This is a genomic window from Salmonella sp. 3C (genome assembly GCF_025426275.1).
GTDB classification, from domain to species: Bacteria; Pseudomonadota; Gammaproteobacteria; order Enterobacterales; family Enterobacteriaceae; genus Salmonella; species Salmonella enterica.
Genome location: NZ_CP104858.1, coordinates 3,402,729 through 3,420,423, shown reverse-complemented (window position 1 = coordinate 3,420,423; position 17,695 = coordinate 3,402,729). Strand labels below are relative to the sequence as shown.

Here is a 17,695-nt window from a genome sequence, read left to right as displayed (position 1 = left end):
CGGATAAAATTTACTGGGCAGGCGTGATTCTGCGCGGGCGACGCGGCGGACGTGCTTTGTCGCCCGCGGGTTTCCCCTCGCCTGTGCGCGGTTTTGGTTTCGCCTTCGCCGCCCCGCTATCCTGGCGTCGCGGCTGCTGACTGCGCCCCGCTCCCCCCTGATTTTGTCCGCGTCCACGACCGCCGCCGCCGCGCTGCTGACGACCGTTCTGAATCGGCTCCGCTTTAATCGACGGGTCCGGCTCATAGCCCGGCGTCGTAATGCGTGGGATCTCTTTTTTCAGCAACTTTTCGATATCACGCAACAATTTATGCTCGTCAACACAGACCAGCGACAGCGCCTCGCCAGTTGCCGCCGCGCGACCGGTACGGCCAATACGGTGTACATAATCTTCCGGTACGTTCGGCAGTTCATAGTTGACCACGTGCGGCAGTTCTTCAATATCCAGACCACGCGCCGCAATATCCGTCGCCACCAGCACGCGAATATCGCCGGATTTAAAATCGGCCAGCGCGCGGGTACGTGCGCCCTGCGATTTATTACCGTGGATCGCCGCGCTGCGAATACCGTCTTTATTAAGCTGTTCCGCCAGATGGTTCGCGCCATGCTTGGTGCGGGTGAAGACCAACACCTGCTGCCAGTTGCCCTGGCCAATCATCTGCGACAACAGTTCACGTTTGCGTTTTTTATCGACAAAGTGCACGTGCTGCGTTACCTGCTCTGAGGCCGTGTTGCGGCGCGCCACTTCGATTTCCAGCGGGTTGCGCAACAGCTTTTCGGCGAGCGCTTTGATGTCGTCAGAGAACGTGGCGGAGAACAGCAGATTCTGACGCTTCGCCGGCAGTTTCGCCAGCACGCGACGAATGTCGTGAATGAAGCCCATATCCAGCATACGGTCGGCTTCATCCAGTACCAGAATCTCAATCTGATCCAGCTTCACGGCATTTTGATGTTCCAGGTCGAGCAGACGTCCCGGCGTCGCCACCAGCACATCCACGCCGCCGCGCAGTTTCATCATCTGCGGATTGATGCTTACGCCGCCAAATACCACCAGCGAGCGAATGTTGAGATATTTACTGTAATCTCTGACGTTTTCGCCAATTTGCGCCGCCAGCTCGCGGGTTGGCGTGAGGATCAACGCGCGCACCGGGCGACGACCTTTAGCGTGCGGCTGATGGGTAATCAGATGCTGCAATAATGGCAGGGTAAAACCCGCCGTTTTACCGGTTCCGGTCTGGGCGCTGGCCATCAGATCGCGGCCTTCCAGCACGGCGGGAATCGCCTGTTGCTGAATAGGGGTAGGTTCACGGTAACCCTGCTCGGCAATGGCGCGCAGGATATCAGGGTTTAATCCCAGGGAATCAAAAGACATAACTACTCCGGACCGCCCCGACCGTTGCCGGTGTAGTTTTCAGGGAGATGCTCAAATTTGGAATGACAAAAACCACAATGTCATGAAGGGGCGGAGTGTAGCAGTTTTTGTGATGCGGCGCATAAATTATCCCGGAAGGTAGCAAAGACAAATTAATCGACCACACTGGACAAGTACCATTATGAGTCATAGTCTTAATCAATCGATTGATTAAGACTTAGGGCGTGTGATGAATATTCCCACTACGACCACCAAGGGCGAGCAGGCGAAAAGTCAGCTCATTGCCGCCGCGCTGGCGCAGTTTGGCGAGTATGGCCTCCATGCTACCACGCGCGATATCGCTGCGCTGGCGGGGCAAAATATTGCCGCCATTACTTACTATTTCGGCTCAAAAGAGGATTTATACCTCGCCTGCGCCCAGTGGATTGCCGATTTTCTTGGCGAAAAATTTCGCCCCCATGCTGAAAAAGCGGAGCGTCTGTTTAGCCAGCCTGCCCCTGACCGGGACGCCATACGCGAGCTCATTCTGCTCGCCTGCAAGAACATGATTATGCTGCTGACGCAGGAAGACACCGTTAACCTGAGCAAATTTATTTCACGCGAGCAGCTCTCTCCCACGTCGGCCTATCAATTGGTCCATGAACAGGTTATCGATCCGTTGCACACCCATCTGACAAGATTGGTTGCCGCTTATACCGGCTGCGACGCCAATGATACGCGCATGATTTTGCATACCCATGCCTTACTGGGAGAAGTACTGGCGTTTCGTCTCGGCAAAGAAACTATTCTGTTACGTACCGGCTGGCCGCAGTTTGATGAAGAAAAAGCGGAGCTGATTTACCAGACGGTAACCTGCCACATCGATCTTATTCTGCACGGTTTAACGCAAAGGAGTCTGGACTGATGAAAAAACCTGTCGTTATCGGACTGGCAATCGCAGCGATCGTCGCTGTGATTGCCGGTGGAACCTGGTGGTATCAAAGTCGGCAGGACGATGGGCTGACGCTATACGGTAATGTCGATATCCGTACCGTCAATATCAGCTTTCGCGTCGGCGGCAGGCTGGCGTCGCTGAATGTTGATGAAGGCGATACTATCAAAGCCGGACAGGTGCTCGGCGAACTGGATCACGCGCCATACGAAAACGCGCTAATGCAGGCGAAAGCTGGCGTGTCGGTCGCGCAGGCGCAATATGATTTGATGCTGGCAGGCTATCGCGATGAAGAGATAGCCCAGGCCGCCGCCGCCGTCAGACAGGCGCAAGCCGCCTATGACTACGCGCAAAACTTTTATAACCGTCAGCAAGGTTTGTGGAAAAGCCGCACCATTTCCGCTAACGATCTGGAAAACGCCCGCTCATCGCGCGATCAGGCGCAGGCGACGCTGAAGTCCGCGCAGGATAAACTGAGCCAGTACCGTACCGGTAATCGTGAACAGGATATCGCCCAGGCGAAAGCCAGCCTGGAACAGGCAAAGGCCCAACTGGCGCAGGCGCAGCTTGATTTGCAGGACACCACGCTTATCGCGCCTGCCAACGGAACCTTGCTCACCCGCGCGGTCGAGCCTGGCAGTATGCTGAACGCCGGCAGCACGGTATTAACGCTCTCGCTGACCCGCCCCGTCTGGGTGCGCGCCTATGTCGATGAACGCAACCTCAGTCAGACGCAACCGGGGCGCGACATTCTGTTGTATACCGACGGTCGTCCTGACAAACCTTACCACGGCAAGATTGGTTTCGTTTCGCCCACCGCGGAATTTACGCCGAAAACCGTCGAAACGCCGGATCTGCGTACCGATCTCGTCTATCGCCTGCGCATTATCGTCACCGATGCGGACGATGCGTTACGCCAGGGGATGCCAGTCACGGTGAAATTTAATGACGAGGCACGGCATGAGTGAGGCCGTTATTACGCTGCACGGTCTGACGAAGCGCTTTGCGGGAATGGATAAACCCGCCGTCGCGCCGCTCGACTGTACCATTCATTCCGGTTATGTCACCGGGCTGGTAGGGCCGGACGGCGCAGGAAAAACCACGCTGATGCGTATGCTGGCGGGCCTGCTCAAAGCCGATGGCGGCAACGCGTCAGTATTGGGCTTCGACCCGATACAAAACGACAGCGAGCTGCACGCGGTTCTGGGCTATATGCCGCAGAAATTCGGTCTGTATGAAGATCTTACCGTCATGGAGAACCTTAATCTCTATGCCGATTTACGCAGCGTTACCGGCGAGATACGGGAAAAGACCTTTGCCCGTTTGTTGGAGTTTACCGCCCTCGGCCCTTTCACTGGCCGTCTGGCAGGAAAATTGTCCGGCGGGATGAAGCAAAAACTGGGGCTGGCCTGTACGCTGGTCGGCGAACCGAAAGTGCTGCTGTTGGATGAACCGGGCGTTGGCGTTGACCCGATTTCACGGCGCGAGTTGTGGCAAATGGTCCACGAACTGGCGGGCGACGGGATGCTGATTTTATGGAGCACCTCCTATCTGGATGAAGCCGAACAGTGCCGCGATGTGCTGCTGATGAATGAAGGCGAGCTGCTCTATCAGGGCGAACCTAAAGCGCTGACGCAAACGATGGCCGGTCGTAGCTTTCTGATGAGCAGTCCACAGGAAAACAACCGTAAGTTACTACAGAGAGCGCTCAGACTGCCGCAGGTGAGCGACGGCATGATTCAGGGGCGTTCGGTACGCCTGATCCTGAAAAAAGAGGCGACCGCAGCAGATATTCGTCAGGCCGAAGGAATGCCGGAAATCACCCTCAATGAGACCGCGCCGCGCTTCGAAGATGCGTTTATCGATCTGCTTGGCGGAGCGGGAACCTCGGAGTCTCCGCTGGGTTCAATCCTGCATACGGTTGAAGGCACTGCCGGCGAAACGGTGATTGAAGCGCAGGAACTGACGAAAAAATTTGGCGATTTCGCGGCCACGGACCATGTTAATTTCGTCGTACAACGCGGCGAGATTTTTGGCCTGCTCGGCCCGAACGGCGCGGGTAAATCAACCACCTTTAAAATGATGTGCGGCCTGCTGGTGCCGACGTCCGGCAAGGCGCTGGTGCTGGATATGGACCTGAAAGTCAGCTCCGGCAAAGCCCGTCAGCATCTGGGCTATATGGCGCAAAAATTTTCGCTTTACGGCAACCTGACGGTTGAGCAGAACCTGCGTTTTTTCTCCGGCGTCTACGGTTTGCGGGGCCGCGCGCAAAATGAAAAAATTCAGCGCATGAGTGAAGCGTTTGGTCTGAAAAGCATCGCGTCGCATCCCTCCGATGCGCTGCCGCTGGGCTTTAAACAGCGACTGGCGCTGGCCTGCTCGCTGATGCACGAACCGGATATTTTATTCCTTGATGAACCAACGTCCGGGGTTGATCCCCTCACCCGTCGTGAATTTTGGCTGCACATTAATAGCATGGTGGAAAAAGGGGTCACGGTAATGGTGACGACCCACTTTATGGATGAGGCGGAATATTGCGATCGCATCGGACTGGTTTATCGCGGGAAGCTTATCGCCAGCGGTACGCCGGACGATCTCAAAGCGCAGGCCGCCGATGAGCAACAGGCCGATCCAACGATGGAGCAGGCCTTTATCACTCTCATCAATGACTGGGATAAGGAGCATACGCATGAGTAAGTCTCTCTCCTGGCGCCGCGTGCGTGCGTTGTGCGTCAAAGAGACGCGCCAGATCGTGCGCGATCCCAGTAGCTGGCTGATTGCGGTGGTGATCCCGCTGCTGTTGCTGTTTATTTTTGGTTACGGCATTAACCTCGACTCCAGCAAACTGCGGGTGGGGATTCTGCTTGAACAACAAAGCCAGGAGGCGCTGGATTTCACTCATGCGATGACCGGTTCACCCTATATCGACGCGACCATTAGCGATAACCGCCATGAATTAATTGAAAAAATGCAGGCCGGACGCATTCGCGGACTGGTGGTGATTCCGGTGGATTTCGCGCAGCAAATGGCGCGCGACGGTGACAGCGCGCCGATTCAGGTGATTACCGACGGCAGCGAGCCAAACACCGCCAACTTCGTTCAGGGTTATGTGGAAGGCATCTGGCAAATCTGGCAACAGCAGCGGGCGGAAGATCGCGGCGACACCTTTGAACCGCTCATCGACGTCCAGACGCGCTACTGGTTTAACCCGGCGGCGATCAGTCAGCATTTTATTATTCCCGGGGCGGTGACCATTATCATGACGGTAATTGGCGCAATCCTCACCTCGCTGGTCGTTGCCCGCGAATGGGAGCGCGGCACGATGGAGGCGCTGCTCTCAACCGAAGTGACGCGTGTTGAACTGCTGCTGTGTAAGCTTATTCCCTATTACTTTCTCGGTATGCTGGCGATGCTGCTCTGTATGCTGGTATCGGTGTTTATTCTCGGCGTGCCGTATCGCGGTTCGCTGGTGATTCTGTTTATCATCACCAGTCTGTTTTTACTGAGTACGCTGGGGATGGGGCTGTTGATTTCCACTATCACTCGCAACCAGTTTAACGCCGCGCAGGTGGCGCTGAACGCCGCGTTTTTGCCCTCGATTATGCTGTCCGGATTTATCTTCCAGATAGACAGTATGCCTGCGGTGATCCGCGCGGTGACCTATATTATTCCGGCGCGCTATTTTGTCAGCACCCTACAAAGTCTGTTTCTGGCCGGCAATATTCCGGTCGTGTTAGGCGTTAACGTACTGTTTTTAATCGCCTCGGCGGTGATGTTTATTGGCCTGACGTGGCTAAAAACCAAACGACGGCTGGATTAACTATGTGTATGGATAATTGTCGTCGTAGGCCGGATAAGGCGTTCACGCCGCCATCCGGTATTATGCCTGATACGCTTTGCTTATCAGGCCTGCAAACTGGACTGAGAGGACGGGCATGTTTCATCGTTTATGGACGTTAATTCGCAAAGAACTGCAATCGCTTTTACGCGAACCGCAAACGCGCGCGATCCTGATTCTGCCGGTGCTGATTCAGGTCATCCTGTTTCCGTTCGCCGCGACGCTTGAAGTCACTAACGCGACTATCGCCATCTATAACGAAGATAACGGCAAACATTCGGTAGAACTTACCCAGCGCTTTGCCCGCGCGAAAGCGTTTACCCATGTGCTATTGCTGAACAGTCCGCAGGAGATCCAGCCGACTATCGATACGCAAAAAGCGCTGCTGCTGGTACGCTTCCCGGCGGATTTCTCGCGGAATCTGGATACCTTCCAGCCTGCGCCGATGCAACTCATTCTTGATGGACGTAACTCCAACAGCGCGCAAATCGCCGCCAATTATCTGCAACAGATCGTCAAGGAGTATCAGCAGACATTGATGGACGGCAAGCCAAAGCCCAACAATAGCGAACTGGTGGTACGCAACTGGTATAACCCGAATCTGGACTACAAGTGGTTTGTGGTGCCCTCGCTGATCGCCATGATCACCACTATTGGCGTGATGATCGTCACTTCGCTGTCCGTCGCCCGCGAGCGTGAACAAGGCACTCTGGATCAGCTGCTGGTCTCTCCGCTCACCACCTGGCAGATTTTCGTTGGTAAAGCGGTGCCGGCGCTGATTGTCGCGACCTTCCAGGCCACGATCGTGCTGGCTATCGGCATTTGGGCATACCAAATTCCCTTCGCCGGTTCGTTAGCGCTGTTTTATTTCACGATGGTGATTTACGGGCTGTCGCTGGTAGGCTTTGGCTTGCTGATATCATCGCTTTGCGCCACGCAACAGCAGGCGTTTATCGGCGTCTTTGTCTTTATGATGCCGGCGATTTTGCTCTCGGGTTATGTCTCGCCGGTGGAAAATATGCCGGTCTGGCTGCAAAACCTGACGTGGATAAATCCTATCCGCCACTTTACTGATATTACCAAGCAAATTTATCTTAAGGATGCAAGTCTGGGAATTGTCTGGGGAAGTTTGTGGCCGCTACTGGTGATAGCGGCCACCACGGGTTCAGCGGCGTATGTGATGTTTAGACGCAAAGTGATGTAGCTTTTTATCTTTCGCCAGTAGCGAGACCAAGGCGGGCCCGGCCAGGATAGCCAGCCCCGCCAGCGCCAGCAAGACATTGTTTTGCAATACGCGGGATAGCAGCCAGAGGACAATCAGCGCGGTGCCGAAGTACCAGGTGGTAGTCAGCTCTTCCAGCACATCCGCCACATCGCGCCAGCGTTGCTCATGATGGCGCTGCAACGCCAGCATCAGCAGTACCGTCACGCCATAAAGCACGCATAATCCCAGGCCGACGCGCACTAATGTGCCGCTCATCCAGCCTATTACCAGCATCGCCACTACCAGTAAATGCAACATAATCTGCCAACAACCGAGGCCGGTTGCGACACGAACGCGTTGTTGCCACTTCATGGCTTTTCTCCTGAAGCATTTTTCTCTCATTATTCAGAGTACCGAACTTTACGGAAAATTCCGTAAGACCGCATCTTTTTGTGACGACGACTACACTATTTCAATCAGGATAGTGACGCGGACAGGAAGAAAATGACTCAACACACGCGAAATTTTTCATTCAAAGTGCTCACAATTAATACGCACAAAGGTTTTACCGCCTTTAATAAACGCTTCATCCTGCCGGAGCTGCGCGACGCCGTCAGAACGGTCGGCGCCGATATCGTCTGTCTGCAAGAAGTGATGGGCGCGCACGAAGTGCATCCGCTGCATATCGAAAACTGGCCGGACACTACCCACTATGAATTTTTAGCCGACACCATGTGGAGCGATTTCGCCTATGGCCGCAATGCGGTCTATCCGGAAGGCCACCACGGTAACGCGGTTCTTTCTCGCTATCCCATTGAACATTATGAAAATCGCGACGTCTCGGTCGGCGGTAGCGAAAAACGCGGCGTGCTCTATTGCCGCATTACGCCGCCCATGCTCAACCGCCCTATCCACGTCATGTGCGTACATCTCGGCCTGCGGGAGAGCCACCGTCAGGCGCAGTTAACCATGCTGGCGGGATGGGTGAATGCCTTGCCGGAATCAGAACCGGTGCTGGTGGCCGGAGACTTTAATGACTGGCGGCAAAAAGCCGGCCCGCCGTTAAACGCGGCCGGGCTGGAGGAGATATTCACCCGTGCCCATGGCCGACCGGCGCGCACATTCCCGGTGAGTATGCCGCTGCTGCGACTCGATCGTATTTACGTCAAGAATGCGAACGCCAGTTCTCCTACGGCGCTGCCGCTGCGGAACTGGCGACATTTATCAGACCATGCCCCCCTTAGCGCGGAGATCCATCTATGAAATGCGGCTGGCGTGAAGGTAATCAAATTCAGCTACTGGAAAACGGCGACCAGTTCTATCCTGCCGTGTTTGAGGCTATCGCTCAGGCACAGCAAAAAATCATTCTGGAAACCTTTATCTTGTTTGAAGATGAGGTGGGTAAAAAACTCCATGCCGCTCTGCTAAAAGCCGCACAGCGCGGCGTAAAAGCCGAAGTATTACTCGACGGCTACGGCTCTCCCGATCTCAGCGACGCGTTTGTCGGCGAATTGACCTCAGCGGGCGTGATTTTTCGCTATTACGACCCCCGCCCGCGTCTACTGGGGTTGCGAACCAATATCTTCCGCCGAATGCACCGCAAAATTGTGGTGATTGATGATCGTATTGCTTTTGTCGGCGGCATTAACTACTCCGCCGAACATATGTCGGATTACGGCCCGCAGGCGAAACAAGACTACGCGGTACGGGTCGAAGGGCCTGTAGTGGCCGATATCCTGCAATTCGAAGTCGAGAATCTGCCGGGGCAAAGCCCCGCGCGCCGCTGGTGGAAGCGCCATCACCAGGCTGAAGAAAACCGTCACCCCGGCGAAGCGCAGGCGCTGTTTGTCTGGCGGGATAATGAAGAACACCGCGACGATATCGAACGTCATTATCTGAAAATGCTGACCCAGGCAAAGCGTGAAGTGATTATCGCTAACGCCTATTTTTTCCCCGGCTATCGCTTGCTCCACGCAATGCGTAAAGCCGCCCGCCGTGGCGTGAGCGTAAAACTGATTGTCCAGGGGGAACCAGACATGCCGATAGTCAAAGTCGGCGCGCGGTTGCTCTATAACTATCTGGTGAAGGGCGGCGTGCAGGTTTATGAATACCGACGCCGTCCGCTGCATGGCAAAGTGGCGCTGATGGACGATCACTGGGCCACGGTAGGGTCGAGTAATCTCGATCCGCTCAGCCTGTCGCTTAACCTTGAAGCTAACCTGATCATTCACGATCGTACCTTTAACCAGACCCTGCGCGATAATTTACAAGGCATCATCGTGAATGATTGTAAGCAGGTCGATGAGTCTATGCTGCCAAAACGCACCTGGTGGAACCTGACCAAAAGCGTGCTGGCGTTCCACTTTTTACGTCATTTCCCGGCGCTGGTCGGCTGGCTATCTGCGCATACCCCGCATCTGGCGCAGGTTCCCCCGCCTGCCCAGCCAGAAATGGAAACCCAGGATCGCGTTGATCCAGAAAATACAGGAGTGAAGCCCTAATGGCTAAATCGCATCCGCGCTGGCGGCTGGCTAAAAAAGTGCTGACCTGGCTGTTTTTTATTGCGGTCGTCGTTCTGCTGGTGGTTTATGCTAAAAAGGTCGACTGGGGCGATGTCTGGACCGTCATCCGCGACTATAACCGCACGGCGCTTTTAAGCGCTGTGGGACTGGTGATCGTTAGCTATCTTCTGTACGGCTGCTACGACCTGCTTGGACGGCTTTATTGCGGCCATAAACTGGCGAAGCGACAGGTGATGTTGGTATCGTTCGTCTGCTATGCCTTTAACCTGACGCTCAGCACCTGGGTCGGCGGGATCGGGATGCGTTACCGACTATACTCTCGCCTCGGGTTGCCCGGCAGTACTATCACGCGTATTTTCTCACTCAGCATTACCACTAACTGGCTGGGCTATATTCTGCTTGGCGGCATCATTTTTACCTTCGGCATTGTCCAGCTTCCCGACCACTGGTATATCGATGAAGGCACGCTACGAATTCTCGGTATCGTTTTATTGTTGATTATCGCGGTCTATCTGTGGTTTTGCGCCTTTGCGAAGCGGCGGCATATGACGATTAAAGGACAGAAACTGGTGCTGCCGTCATGGAAATTCGCGCTGGCGCAGATGGCGATCTCCAGCGCGAACTGGATGGCGATGGGCGCCATCATCTGGCTGCTGATGGGTCAGGATGTGAACTATTTCTTTGTGCTGGGCGTACTGCTGGTGAGCAGTATCGCGGGCGTCATCGTGCATATTCCGGCAGGCATCGGCGTGCTGGAGGCCGTATTCCTCGCGTTGCTGGCGGGCGAACATACGTCGCAAGGCACGATTATCGCCGCCCTGCTCGCGTACCGTGTGCTTTACTATTTTATTCCCCTGTTGCTGGCGCTGGTGTGCTATCTGATCCTGGAGAGCCGGGCGAAGAAGCTGCGGGCGAAAAACGAGCGGGCGATGGCGAAATGAATTTAAGCAGACGCGTTTTCGCTTTCCAGCACAACGCGTTTTATCCGGTAAAAATAAACATATGCTGAGAAAAAAGACGTATTCATCTGTAAGCGGGAAAAAAGCAGCAATGACCAGCTAAACAGCAGCAGGAGCACTTCGTTAAACTCACCCATGAATACTGATGACAGGGTACAGAACGTTGCCAACGTAACGGAAATAATGGCCAGTAATAGCGCATAGCGGTAAATAATGACCCCGCTCATTCTTCCTTTAAGCAGGAGCTGATTTGACGGGGTAAGAAAAGCGATATAGCCCACGGCCAGGAAGAAGACCAGCTCCAGATGCTTTTTATTGTGCAGCTCAAACTGCGCAATAACCATGTTTATACTGACGATCCATGTCATGGTCATCATAATCGCCGTAAGCCCAATAACGCCTCCGTGAGGAATACCTTGTTCATACCAGTTTTTTTGTAGTGGCTGGCCGGATACACAGGTAACTTAATTTCTGGCGGGATCAACTGCCCTTTTTTCACCAGCTCCGCCAGTGTTTTTCCTGTTAGCCACGTCATCAGGTTCATGGGCTTATCATTTCCTTGTCTGTGAGGTGAGATATTTTTGTAATGCGACTCGCACTAATCGACGCCCCAGGCAGAAACGAATCATCATCGTAAACGTTTCGCCATTCATCACCCAGCGGCAAAGCACAACCATAATAATCGCGATAACCAGATCACTCTTTAGTTCGCTATTTTGATGGCACAACACGTCAAATAATCCAGTACCACAGAGCATAATATTTAATAAAAACAGTAAAACGCAGAGGCGCAACCCCAGGATAAAACCTTTGGCAATAAGCCATACCTCAGCCATAACACATAGCATCATACCTATAGCACTGCCAAAATAAATAATTATATTTAGTGGCCAATACAGGATAAACTTATCAAAAACAAAATGCGCACTGCACACACCTCCCACAAGAAGCATAAAACTAAACGCGCAAACAGGCGCAGGATTAGGTAATGAATGTTCCCATGAAAATCCGGTAATGAAATGAGAAATCAGCGCTGGCGGGCATTTCTTATTAAAATCCTCGCCGCCATTTTTAATGGCGCGAGTGACGTCTTTAGCTTCACAAAACGCTAACCAAAATTGTTTGCCACATAATTTACTCATTATACCCATCATCACCAACCTGAATAAAAAACCTGCAACGCCTACGGCCTGAAAGATAATAGTATTTCCAGAATCATCAAAATGATATAACGACACAGCGTAACCACAGCATTAATAATGCCAAGGTAAAGCGTCAGCGCGCCAAATAAAGCGCAACGAGACAGGGATGAAAACTCGCTGTGATATAACATGCGGGCATAACCATGAAGTGTCGATTTTTCTAGTGCTGTAATCAATGTCCATACCAATACCGTCAGCATACTGACTATCCAGACCATAGTGCTACTGGCCACCAGGCTATTGACAACTATCGCAGCGATGATCCCGCTTACCGCCATGAAGATTAACGGCCTGAATAGACCAGAACTGATATTCAGGTAGAAAATAAATAAGGCATTAAGACTAAACATGATTCCAACAATCACGAAAATGGTCGCGCCACTTGAGAAAAGGTAAGCTAATGACACGCCGGTAAGCGTAATGATGGCAATATATATCAACGTTGCGACAACAGTGCCAAAGCGGGAAAGACAGGTAACGGCCCCATACCCCAGACCAAGCAAAAGTGCTGATATCCACAAAACAACAACAGGTTGAACGTGGGTTATCAAAAAATGAGTATACAACGTTAACCATATAATGCCGGCGGTACACCATAGTCCCAACGCAGTATACCAATAGGTAAGGGATAACATTGTCGCGGGAATAAATGCTATTTGCCGTATACGTATTGCAGCCAGAGGTCCCACTTGTCATTTATCACTCTTCACATGATCACGTGATAAGAATGGCAAGCGCAGGAAAACATTTCTAAGATATTTATGCTGTTTCGCCCTAAATATAGTCCTAAAAAAATCCTGGCGCAAGGCCAGGATTTTAAGAGATCGCTATAATTAGCGGCGATTACCAAAAATACGCAGTAACATCAGGAACAGGTTGATAAAGTCCAGGTACAGCGTTAACGCGCCGAGAATCGAATATTTACGCAGATTAGCGCTATCGCGGGTATCTATTTGCTCGCCGATATTTTTCAGTTTCTGCGTGTCATAGGCTGTCAGACCGACAAACACCACCACCCCGATATAGGTTACCGCCCACATCAGCGCTTCACTCTTCAGCCAGAAATTGACCAGCGACGCCAGAACGATACCAATAAGCGCCATAAACAGCATATTGCCGAAACCGCTAAGATCGCGTTTAGTGGTGTACCCGTACAGGCTCATGGCGCCAAACATTCCCCCCGTCACCACAAACGTGCTGGCGATAGAGGAGTAGGTGTAAACGATAAAAATACTGGATAACGTCAATCCGGTTAGCGCCGAATAGAGCATAAACAGCGTCGTCGCCATTCCGGCGCTAAGTTTATGCACCAGTCCCGACAGAACAAACACCAGCGCAAGCTGGGCAATAATTAAGCCAAAGAAAGTGATCTTACTGGAAAAGACAAACATCATGACGGCTGGCGTATTAGCCGCATACCACGCGATAAACGCGGTCAGTAACAGTCCGACCGTCATCCAGCCATACACTTGCGCCATATAGGTCTGCAGGCCGGACCGCGCCTGCACTATTGAATCAGATCGTGGAAATCTGTCCATGATGAACTCCTGTGTGGAAATGATACCCTAAAGCGTATCACATTCTGCTACCAACGTTTCGCCAACTGCTGGTCGCTGTCGCGCGCTTCGACCCAGCGATCGCCTTCCGGCGTGGCTTCACGCTTCCAGAACGGCGCACGGGTTTTCAGATAATCCATAATGAACTGACCGGCGTCGAACGCGCTACTGCGGTGCGCGCTGGTGACGCCGACAAACACAATCTCATCGCCCGGCCATAATTCGCCAACGCGATGAATCACCGTGACCCGCCCCAGCGGCCAGCGGGAACGTGCCTCAACGACGATCTCCGCCAGAGCTTTCTCAGTCATGCCGGGATAATGCTCCAGCGTCAGCGCCTTAACGCTATCGCCCAGGTTATGATTGCGCACTTTTCCGGTAAAGGTGACGACCGCGCCGTCTTCGTCGCGCGCCGCCAGCCAGGAATATTCCTCCCCGACGCTAAACGGCGCAGGGCCGACTACAATTCGCGTTTCACGCATGTTAGCCCCCCGTGACTGGCGGGAAAAACGCCACTTCATCGCCCGCCGTCAGCGGATGGTCAAAACTTACCAGCGTCTGGTTGACCGCCGCCAACAGCTTACCGTCTTCCAGCGCCAGCGCCCAACGATCGCTCTTTGTCGCCAGATGCTGTCGCAGCGACTCAACGGTGGAAAAATCTGCTGGAAGATCCAGCGCATCAGTTCCTGTAAGCTCGCGAACCTGGGCGAAGAAAAGCACCTTAATCATGCGCATCCACCTTAAAATCCCCCGATTTGCCGCCGCTTTTCGCCAGCAGGCGCACCGGACCAATTACCATATCTTTTTGTACCGCTTTGCACATGTCGTAGATGGTTAACGCCGCGACGGACGCCACGGTTAACGCTTCCATTTCGACGCCGGTTTTACCGGTCAGACGGCACAGAGACTCAATACGCACGCGGTTATACTCCGGCTCGGCCTGAAGCTGAATCTCCACTTTACTTAGCAGTAGCGGGTGGCACAGCGGGATCAGCTCCCAGGTGCGTTTGGCGGCCTGAATACCGGCAATTCGGGCGGTGGCGAAAACATCGCCCTTGTGGTGTTTGCCATCAACAATCATCGCCAGCGTTTCACTACGCATGGTAACGAATGCTTCCGCACGCGCTTCACGAACGGTTTCCGCTTTCGCGGAAACGTCCACCATGTGCGCTTCGCCTGCGGCGTTTATATGGGTTAATTGCGACATCGTTATTTCTTTAAATGAGGGTGAAAATTACATGGGCGTGTACGGGCATCCAGCTGCGGCGCAATGATATTCTCCCATGCGGTTCTGCACGCTTTTGTGGAGCCCGGCATGGCGAAAATCAAGGTGTTATTCGCCACGCCAGCTACCGCGCGCGACTGCAGAGTTGCGGTGCCGATCTCTTCAAACGAGAGCATGCGAAACACTTCGCCAAATCCTTCCACTTCACGATCGAACAGCGGCAACAGCGCTTCCGGCGCCTGATCGCCTTCGGTCAAACCGGTCCCGCCAGTTATCAATACGACCTGCACCTCATCACTGGCGATCCAGGCGGAAACCTGGGCGCGAATCGCGTAACGGTTCTCTTTAACGATGGCTTTCGCCACCACTTCATGCCCGGCCTCCTGCGCCGAATCACGCAGATAATGACCGGAGGTGTCGTCTTCTTCGCCGCGTCGGCTGGAAACAGTAAGAATAGCGATGCGGGTCGGGATAAATTCAGCGCTGACCTGACTCATCTGAAATCTCCTTATTAAGGATTAACCGCCAATGTAAGATAAATTTTGCGTAATACCAGTATTGCTCTGGTGAAGGAAATGGGTCTGCTTTTTCTCCCGCAACGCGTCGGAAATACGTTTCTCAAGCGCGTATTGCTGCGCGTCATCCTGTAACAGGTCGCGTAAACTCACGCCGCCGTCGCCAAACAGACATAAATGCAGCTTACCGACGGACGAAACACGCAGGCGGTTACAGGTGGCGCAGAAATCTTTTTCATACGGCATAATGAGGCCGATCTCACCGGCGTAATCGGGATGACAAAAAACCTGCGCCGGGCCATCGCTGCGCTGGCGGAGCTGGTGGATCCAACCGCGCTTAATCAGCTCGTCGCGTAATACCTGACCCGAAATATGATGTTTGCGGAAGAGATCGCTCCCCTCGCCCGTCTCCATAAGTTCAATGAAGCGTAGCTGAATGGGGCGAGGCTGAATCCAGGCAAGGAAGGTATCCAACTGATGGTGATTCACGTCGCGCATCAGCACGGTGTTGACTTTCACCTTTTCGAAACCGGCGTCAAAGGCGGCATCGATGCCCGCCATCACCTGGCGGAATTTGTCCTGACCGGTAATCGCATGGAACTGACGCGCATCCAGACTATCCACGCTAACATTGACGCCCGTCAGCCCCGCTTCGCGCCAGTTCGCGGCATCGCGCGCCAGTCGATAACCGTTAGTGGTCACCGCGATCTGGCGAATAGCATCATTTTCACCCACGGCGGCAATGATGTCGGTAAAATCGCGGCGTAATGAAGGCTCGCCGCCGGTAAGACGCACCTTCTCCGTGCCAAGACTGGCAAAAGCGCGCGTAACGCGACGAATTTCATCGACGGTAAGGAAACCGTTGTTAGTGACGCCGCCAGGTTTGTAGCCATCCGGCAGACAGTAGGTGCAACGAAAGTTACACACATCGGTAATCGACAAACGCAAGTAGTAAAACTTACGCGCGAAAGCATCGGTAAGTTGTGAAGCCATGTACACCTTTCCAAATACGGGAGGCGGAGTCATTTCTTCCTGCGCCCTGGTGGCAAACGTTAAACGTTGTCACGGCCAAAGCACCGTATCAAAAATGACCCAGGTGCAGAGGCTAGAGTGTTTACTGTGGTTACGCCGATACTAGCGTGTAAATGACAATTTCGCCATCACGCTTTCGCTATATAAACATATACATAGCGATATGATCGTGCTATTTAGCGACAGAATACGTGAAAATCACACTTTTACATTGATATATATCATTTAGCCGTGGTAACGCCCTCGCTATAAAGGGGTAGTCGGGAATAATTAATTGTCTTTTAGCCGGTCGGCTAATTGCTGAAAACCCGCGACTTGCGCTACTGTAGCGCTGCTTATTTGACTTCAGGAATTTTTATGCGCAATCGTACGCTGGCTGACCTTGATCGTGTCGTTGCCCTCGGCGGAGGGCATGGATTAGGACGCGTCCTCTCCTCGCTTTCTTCATTAGGTTCGCGCCTGACCGGCATTGTGACTACCACAGATAACGGGGGGTCAACTGGCCGTATTCGCCGCTCGGAAGGCGGGATCGCCTGGGGCGATATGCGCAACTGTCTGAATCAGTTAATTACCGAACCTAGCGTCGCGTCCGCTATGTTTGAGTATCGTTTTGGCGGTAATGGCGAACTTTCTGGTCATAACCTCGGAAATTTGATGTTAAAGGCGTTAGATCACCTGAGCGTGCGGCCTCTGGAAGCGATTAATTTAATTCGTAATCTGCTTAAAGTGGACGCGCAGCTGATCCCGATGTCGGAGCTACCGGTAGATCTGATGGCGATTGACGAACAGGGGCATGAGATTTACGGCGAGGTGAATATCGATCAGTTAGCGACGCCGCCGCAGGAGATCATGTTAACGCCGAACGTTCCGGCGACGCGGGAAGCGGTACAGGCCATTAATGACGCGGATCTGATTCTGATTGGCCCTGGCAGTTTTTATACTAGCCTGATGCCTTGCCTGCTGCTGGATGAACTGGCGCAGGCGCTGCGGCGCACCCCAGCGCCAATGGTGTATATCGGCAATCTGGGTCGCGAACTGAGTCTGCCCGCCGCCAGTTTAACGCTGGTCGATAAGCTGGCAATGATGGAGCAATATATTGGCAAAAAAGTCATTGACGCAGTAGTGGTTGGGCCGCGAGTTGACGTCAGTGCGGTGAACGATCGGCTGGTGATTCAGGAAGTGCTGGAGGCCAGCGATATCCCCTATCGCCACGATCGTCAGTTATTACATAATGCGCTAGAAAAAGCGCTACAGGCGTTGGGTTAAGCCCGTTTACCGACGACGCTGCGCTTATCAGAAGCCTGTTTACACCGAAGGGTAAACAGGCTCTCTCCCTCTT

The 17,695-nt window shown here is 53.3% G+C and carries 19 protein-coding genes, 1 pseudogene and 1 riboswitch; of the genes and pseudogenes, 9 read left to right on the top strand and 11 right to left on the bottom strand.

Annotation, left to right across the window (positions count from 1 at the left end; genetic code table 11):
• Positions 1 to 10 precede the first annotated feature (10 nt).
• On the bottom strand, positions 11 to 1,372 hold the full coding sequence (gene rhlE, locus N7E69_RS16310) for an ATP-dependent RNA helicase RhlE (protein WP_000007065.1): 1,362 nt from the start codon (positions 1,370 to 1,372) through the stop codon (positions 11 to 13).
• Positions 1,373 to 1,601: 229 nt separating this feature from the next.
• Between rhlE and cecR the strand changes: the two genes are divergently transcribed.
• The 5 genes from cecR (at position 1,602) to N7E69_RS16285 (ending at position 7,345) form a co-directional block, all read left to right on the top strand.
• Positions 1,602 to 2,276 (top strand): transcriptional regulator CecR, encoded by a 675-nt coding sequence (gene cecR, locus N7E69_RS16305; RefSeq protein WP_001025254.1) that lies wholly within the window; start codon positions 1,602 to 1,604, stop codon positions 2,274 to 2,276.
• Complete coding sequence (gene hlyD / locus N7E69_RS16300) at positions 2,276 to 3,271, top strand: secretion protein HlyD (RefSeq protein WP_000743436.1); 996 nt, start codon at positions 2,276 to 2,278, stop codon at positions 3,269 to 3,271. Before cecR ends, hlyD begins: the two co-directional genes overlap by 1 nt.
• The gene (locus tag N7E69_RS16295; RefSeq protein ID WP_001287611.1) at positions 3,264 to 5,000 is read left to right on the top strand and encodes an ATP-binding cassette domain-containing protein; all 1,737 of its coding nucleotides are present in this window, start codon (positions 3,264 to 3,266) and stop codon (positions 4,998 to 5,000) included. Before hlyD ends, N7E69_RS16295 begins: the two co-directional genes overlap by 8 nt.
• Positions 4,993 to 6,123, top strand: a complete 1,131-nt coding sequence (locus N7E69_RS16290; protein ID WP_000045765.1) for an ABC transporter permease — start codon at positions 4,993 to 4,995, stop codon at positions 6,121 to 6,123. Before N7E69_RS16295 ends, N7E69_RS16290 begins: the two co-directional genes overlap by 8 nt.
• Positions 6,124 to 6,238: 115 nt before the next feature.
• On the top strand, positions 6,239 to 7,345 hold the full coding sequence (locus tag N7E69_RS16285; protein ID WP_000469051.1) for an ABC transporter permease: 1,107 nt from the start codon (positions 6,239 to 6,241) through the stop codon (positions 7,343 to 7,345).
• On the opposite strand, the gene N7E69_RS16280 is transcribed toward N7E69_RS16285, so the two are convergent.
• Positions 7,307 to 7,717, bottom strand: coding sequence for a YbhQ family protein (locus N7E69_RS16280; RefSeq protein WP_000871968.1), 411 nt, complete (start codon positions 7,715 to 7,717; stop codon positions 7,307 to 7,309). The genes N7E69_RS16285 and N7E69_RS16280 overlap by 39 nt on opposite strands.
• A gap of 132 nt (positions 7,718 to 7,849) precedes the next feature.
• On the opposite strand from N7E69_RS16280, the gene N7E69_RS16275 reads away from it, so the two are divergent.
• The 3 genes from N7E69_RS16275 to N7E69_RS16265 are packed head-to-tail and all read left to right on the top strand — an operon-like array spanning position 7,850 to position 10,808.
• Positions 7,850 to 8,608 (top strand): endonuclease/exonuclease/phosphatase family protein, encoded by a 759-nt coding sequence (locus N7E69_RS16275; RefSeq protein ID WP_000192039.1) that lies wholly within the window; start codon positions 7,850 to 7,852, stop codon positions 8,606 to 8,608.
• Positions 8,605 to 9,846, top strand: a complete 1,242-nt coding sequence (gene clsB, locus N7E69_RS16270) for a cardiolipin synthase ClsB (protein WP_000649641.1) — start codon at positions 8,605 to 8,607, stop codon at positions 9,844 to 9,846. The genes N7E69_RS16275 and clsB overlap by 4 nt, the downstream gene beginning before the upstream one ends.
• Positions 9,846 to 10,808, top strand: coding sequence for a YbhN family protein (locus N7E69_RS16265; RefSeq protein WP_001129817.1), 963 nt, complete (start codon positions 9,846 to 9,848; stop codon positions 10,806 to 10,808). Before clsB ends, N7E69_RS16265 begins: the two co-directional genes overlap by 1 nt.
• A 2-nt stretch (positions 10,809 to 10,810) precedes the next feature.
• Here N7E69_RS16265 and N7E69_RS16260 read toward each other — a convergent pair.
• The 9 genes and pseudogenes from N7E69_RS16260 to moaA all read right to left on the bottom strand — a co-directional run bounded on the left by N7E69_RS16260 (position 10,811) and on the right by moaA (position 16,317).
• Positions 10,811 to 11,370, bottom strand: a pseudogene (locus tag N7E69_RS16260) (hypothetical protein).
• Between the two features lie 7 nt (positions 11,371 to 11,377).
• Positions 11,378 to 11,986, bottom strand: a complete 609-nt coding sequence (locus tag N7E69_RS16255) for a hypothetical protein (RefSeq protein ID WP_001574057.1) — start codon at positions 11,984 to 11,986, stop codon at positions 11,378 to 11,380.
• A gap of 23 nt (positions 11,987 to 12,009) precedes the next feature.
• On the bottom strand, positions 12,010 to 12,717 hold the full coding sequence (locus tag N7E69_RS16250; RefSeq protein ID WP_000529062.1) for a Bax inhibitor-1 family protein: 708 nt from the start codon (positions 12,715 to 12,717) through the stop codon (positions 12,010 to 12,012).
• Positions 12,718 to 12,861: 144 nt separating this feature from the next.
• Positions 12,862 to 13,566 carry a Bax inhibitor-1 family protein gene (locus tag N7E69_RS16245; RefSeq protein WP_000373611.1) on the bottom strand — a complete coding sequence of 235 codons (705 nt, stop codon included), beginning with the start codon at positions 13,564 to 13,566 and terminating at the stop codon, positions 12,862 to 12,864.
• 47 nt (positions 13,567 to 13,613) lie between these two features.
• A complete protein-coding gene (moaE, locus tag N7E69_RS16240) occupies positions 13,614 to 14,066 on the bottom strand; it encodes a molybdopterin synthase catalytic subunit MoaE (protein WP_001209387.1) in 453 nt (150 codons plus the stop codon).
• Position 14,067: 1 nt separating this feature from the next.
• Positions 14,068 to 14,313: a molybdopterin synthase sulfur carrier subunit gene (gene moaD, locus N7E69_RS16235; RefSeq protein ID WP_000598596.1), complete on the bottom strand. Its 246-nt coding sequence runs from the start codon at positions 14,311 to 14,313 to the stop codon at positions 14,068 to 14,070.
• Positions 14,306 to 14,791, bottom strand: coding sequence for a cyclic pyranopterin monophosphate synthase MoaC (gene moaC, locus N7E69_RS16230; protein ID WP_000080898.1), 486 nt, complete (start codon positions 14,789 to 14,791; stop codon positions 14,306 to 14,308). The genes moaD and moaC overlap by 8 nt, the downstream gene beginning before the upstream one ends.
• A gap of 2 nt (positions 14,792 to 14,793) precedes the next feature.
• Positions 14,794 to 15,306: a molybdenum cofactor biosynthesis protein B gene (gene moaB, locus N7E69_RS16225; RefSeq protein WP_000084604.1), complete on the bottom strand. Its 513-nt coding sequence runs from the start codon at positions 15,304 to 15,306 to the stop codon at positions 14,794 to 14,796.
• Positions 15,307 to 15,327: 21 nt separating this feature from the next.
• Positions 15,328 to 16,317, bottom strand: coding sequence for a GTP 3',8-cyclase MoaA (gene moaA / locus N7E69_RS16220; RefSeq protein WP_000168181.1), 990 nt, complete (start codon positions 16,315 to 16,317; stop codon positions 15,328 to 15,330).
• Positions 16,305 to 16,449, bottom strand: a riboswitch (molybdenum cofactor riboswitch). (Overlaps the previous gene by 13 nt.)
• A 264-nt stretch (positions 16,450 to 16,713) precedes the next feature.
• Between moaA and yvcK the strand changes: the two genes are divergently transcribed.
• Positions 16,714 to 17,622: a uridine diphosphate-N-acetylglucosamine-binding protein YvcK gene (yvcK, locus tag N7E69_RS16215; RefSeq protein ID WP_001246038.1), complete on the top strand. Its 909-nt coding sequence runs from the start codon at positions 16,714 to 16,716 to the stop codon at positions 17,620 to 17,622.
• Positions 17,623 to 17,695: the final 73 nt, after the last annotated feature.

Bases quoted from the DNA above. Each gene is read 5' to 3' on its own strand.
- moaE (WP_001209387.1), bottom strand. From the start codon at position 14,066: ATGCGTGAAACGCGAATTGTAGTCGGCCCTGCGCCGTTTAGCGTCGGG.
- N7E69_RS16245 (WP_000373611.1), bottom strand. From the start codon at position 13,566: ATGGACAGATTTCCACGATCTGATTCAATAGTGCAGGCGCGGTCCGGC.
- clsB (WP_000649641.1), top strand. From the start codon at position 8,605: ATGAAATGCGGCTGGCGTGAAGGTAATCAAATTCAGCTACTGGAAAAC.
- moaC (WP_000080898.1), bottom strand. From the start codon at position 14,791: ATGTCGCAATTAACCCATATAAACGCCGCAGGCGAAGCGCACATGGTG.
- moaA (WP_000168181.1), bottom strand. From the start codon at position 16,317: ATGGCTTCACAACTTACCGATGCTTTCGCGCGTAAGTTTTACTACTTG.
- rhlE (WP_000007065.1), bottom strand. From the start codon at position 1,372: ATGTCTTTTGATTCCCTGGGATTAAACCCTGATATCCTGCGCGCCATT.
- moaD (WP_000598596.1), bottom strand. From the start codon at position 14,313: ATGATTAAGGTGCTTTTCTTCGCCCAGGTTCGCGAGCTTACAGGAACT.
- moaB (WP_000084604.1), bottom strand. From the start codon at position 15,306: ATGAGTCAGGTCAGCGCTGAATTTATCCCGACCCGCATCGCTATTCTT.
- N7E69_RS16285 (WP_000469051.1), top strand. From the start codon at position 6,239: ATGTTTCATCGTTTATGGACGTTAATTCGCAAAGAACTGCAATCGCTT.
- N7E69_RS16295 (WP_001287611.1), top strand. From the start codon at position 3,264: ATGAGTGAGGCCGTTATTACGCTGCACGGTCTGACGAAGCGCTTTGCG.
- N7E69_RS16275 (WP_000192039.1), top strand. From the start codon at position 7,850: ATGACTCAACACACGCGAAATTTTTCATTCAAAGTGCTCACAATTAAT.
- cecR (WP_001025254.1), top strand. From the start codon at position 1,602: ATGAATATTCCCACTACGACCACCAAGGGCGAGCAGGCGAAAAGTCAG.
- N7E69_RS16265 (WP_001129817.1), top strand. From the start codon at position 9,846: ATGGCTAAATCGCATCCGCGCTGGCGGCTGGCTAAAAAAGTGCTGACC.
- yvcK (WP_001246038.1), top strand. From the start codon at position 16,714: ATGCGCAATCGTACGCTGGCTGACCTTGATCGTGTCGTTGCCCTCGGC.
- N7E69_RS16280 (WP_000871968.1), bottom strand. From the start codon at position 7,717: ATGAAGTGGCAACAACGCGTTCGTGTCGCAACCGGCCTCGGTTGTTGG.
- hlyD (WP_000743436.1), top strand. From the start codon at position 2,276: ATGAAAAAACCTGTCGTTATCGGACTGGCAATCGCAGCGATCGTCGCT.
- N7E69_RS16290 (WP_000045765.1), top strand. From the start codon at position 4,993: ATGAGTAAGTCTCTCTCCTGGCGCCGCGTGCGTGCGTTGTGCGTCAAA.